Raw genomic sequence first — 2,679 nt, 5'->3', positions numbered from 1 at the left:
GTAGAGCGACGGACTGTTAATCCGCAGGTCCCTGGTTCGAGCCCAGGTGGGAGAGCCAAAATACGAAAAAGCCTAGATCATTGATCTAGGCTTTTTTGTATGAGATAACAACATTAAGTAAAAAAATAGCACCTGTCAAAGGTGCTATTTTATCTACTCTATCCATTAGAAAGCTTATAAAACTTTCGCAATCGACTCAGCCACATAGTCAATATTACGCTGATTCAAACCAGACACACAAATACGCCCAGAACGCACCAAATACACGCCAAATTCTTCTTTTAAACGATCCACTTGCTCAGCAGACAACCCTGTATAACTAAACATGCCCTGCTGTGCTGTGAGATAGTCAAAGTTGCCATTTGGTACAAGTTCAAGTAAACGACGACGCAACTGATCACGTACCGCAAAAATACGTGTACGCATTTGTTCTAACTCATCCAACCACATTTGCTTTAAGTTTTCATCATTCAAAATGATGTTCACTAAGCCAGCACCAGTAGTTGGTGGGCTAGAATAGTTACGACGTACAGTCGCTTTGAGTTGACCTAAAACACGTGATGCTTCTTCTGCATCTTGGCAGACAAAAGACAATCCACCGACACGCTCACCATACAATGAGAAGATTTTTGAGAATGAATTACTCACCACATATTTCACATCGGTATTTGCCAACGCACGAATCAGATAAGTATCTTGCTCTACACCCTGACCAAAGCCTTGATAGGCAATATCCAAAAACGGAATCAGTTGTTTTGCTTTGAGAATCTCGATCACTTGATCCCACTGTTCAGGGCTTAAATCCGCACCCGTTGGATTGTGACAACATGGATGAAGTAAAACGATGCTTTGTGGTGACAACGTGTTTAAATCTTCGCACATCGCTTCGAAGTTCACTTGGCGAGTATCATGATCAAAATAACGGTAGGTATGCGTCTTAAAGCCTGCGCCTGAGAAAATCGCAACGTGGTTATCCCAAGTTGGATTACTCACCCAAACTTCTGACTGTGGAAAATAATTTTTAAGGAAATCCGCACCGACTTTCAGCGCACCAGAGCCACCTAAAGTTTGAATGGTTGCAATGCGCTTTGCTTGAATCGCTTGACTATCTGCACCAAACAATAAAGCTTGAATCGCTTGGCGATAGCCTGCCATGCCTTCCATTGGAAGGTACAACTTTGCTTCATCATTATGCGTTGCATATTGCTTTTGCGCTTCACGAACCGCTTGTAGCTGTGGCACAACGCTTTGCTCATCGTAATACAAACCAATGCTCAGGTTGACTTTATGCGTACGTGGATCGACTTTGAAATCTTCCATCAATGACAGAATCGGATCGCCTGCATAGGCAGGAACTTGTTCAAACATATCTATTCCTTAAACAACTCATTATTACAATGCTTATTTTCAAATTGACTATTCTAAGCACTAAACCACGTAGCGATCTGGACGATGATTGATCGTCAAAATCAAATTCAATACCACCGCACCCAAGATCGAAATCACAAGTAATGGCACACTAATAAACATGGTCGATGCCAACAATACACTGATATCTAAACCCATTTGCACCTTACCCGCCGAGATACCATAACGCTCTTGTAGATATAGCGCCAACAGATTAAAGCCGCCGAGGCTTGAGCGATGGCGAAATAATATCAAAAATCCGATTCCAATCAAGAGATTGGCGAGTACCGTACCATAAACTGGCGTAATGCCATCAAGATGAATAAAGTGCGGATGGAGCTCTGTTAAGAGAGATAATAAACCTACAGCAATCATCGTCTTAATCACCATCTGCATACCTAGACGTTTATATGCAAGATAATAAAAAGGAATATTGATCAAAAAGAAAATCACACCGAACTTAATCCCAGTCGCATAATGCACCAACAATGCAAAACCCGCTGTACCACCTGTCAAAGTATGCGCTTGTTGCATCAAAAGCATGGCAAACGAAATAAGAAAAGTACCAATGACCATCGCCATAGCATCTTCCAAATGCGAATGTTTAGGCTTGCTCTGAGCTTCATCTTGCATCGTTAAAGATTGCTCTACAGTATCTATAGCAATATTAGTCAAGTTCAACTCCTCTCACAATGTGGCTCATCATTTGGTGATTTTCTTTAATACGTTCAAGCACAATCGAGGTATGGAAATTCCCAATCCCCAAGTCAAGTGCAGTGATTTTATTGATCAACACACTCATTTGCGCCAAATCTTCAGCGGTCACTTTCAGCAGATAATCGTAGCTTCCTGTGAGCTTATAGACATCACGAATCATCGGTTCATGTTCGATAAATGCTAAAAACTGATCAAGCACAGCTTGGCTATATTGCGTCAACTTAATCTCGAGCATCCCGACAATTGGATGGCGTTCTGCTTCAGGGTGTAATTGCGCAAAATAACCCACAATCATGCCCTTTTGCTCAAGTGCCATACGACGACGTGAACATTGTGACATTGATAAACCCACAATCTCAGCAAGCTCTTGATTGCTTAAACGACCATTCATCTGTAGTTGTTGCAGTATCTTATTGTAATGGTCTAATGAAATCAGACAGTGAGATAGAGATATAATTTCACTGAAACGAGGATTTCAACATGAGCAAAACCAAACGTACATTCGATGCAAATTACAAACTACATATCTGTGAGTTAATTCGCAAACAAGGACTG

Annotated in this window: 3 protein-coding genes; all 3 read right to left on the bottom strand. The window is 41.4% G+C overall.

The features are described from left to right. Positions 1-174: 174 nt before the first annotated feature. Genes ACE3PQ_RS09650 through ACE3PQ_RS09640 form a run of 3 tightly spaced genes read right to left on the bottom strand, consistent with a single transcriptional unit; the run spans position 175 to position 2,515 of the window. Complete coding sequence (locus ACE3PQ_RS09650; protein ID WP_374297310.1) at positions 175-1,368, bottom strand: aromatic amino acid transaminase; 1,194 nt, start codon at positions 1,366-1,368, stop codon at positions 175-177. Between the two features lie 60 nt (positions 1,369-1,428). Then, positions 1,429-2,040, bottom strand: a complete 612-nt coding sequence (locus tag ACE3PQ_RS09645; RefSeq protein WP_374297312.1) for a YitT family protein — start codon at positions 2,038-2,040, stop codon at positions 1,429-1,431. Positions 2,041-2,074: 34 nt separating this feature from the next. Then, positions 2,075-2,515, bottom strand: a complete 441-nt coding sequence (locus tag ACE3PQ_RS09640; RefSeq protein WP_374297308.1) for an Lrp/AsnC family transcriptional regulator — start codon at positions 2,513-2,515, stop codon at positions 2,075-2,077. Positions 2,516-2,679: the final 164 nt, after the last annotated feature.

The organism is Acinetobacter sp., assembly GCF_041911495.1.
GTDB lineage: Bacteria > Pseudomonadota > Gammaproteobacteria > Pseudomonadales > Moraxellaceae > Acinetobacter.
The sequence above is the reverse complement of the archived record's forward strand: the minus strand, read 5'-3'. Positions and strand labels throughout refer to the sequence as shown.

Excerpts from the sequence above, each read along its gene's own strand:
- ACE3PQ_RS09650 (WP_374297310.1), bottom strand. The coding sequence starts at position 1,368 with ATGTTTGAACAAGTTCCTGCCTATGCAGGCGATCCGATTCTGTCATTG.
- ACE3PQ_RS09645 (WP_374297312.1), bottom strand. The coding sequence starts at position 2,040 with ATGCAAGATGAAGCTCAGAGCAAGCCTAAACATTCGCATTTGGAAGAT.
- ACE3PQ_RS09640 (WP_374297308.1), bottom strand. The coding sequence starts at position 2,515 with ATGAATGGTCGTTTAAGCAATCAAGAGCTTGCTGAGATTGTGGGTTTA.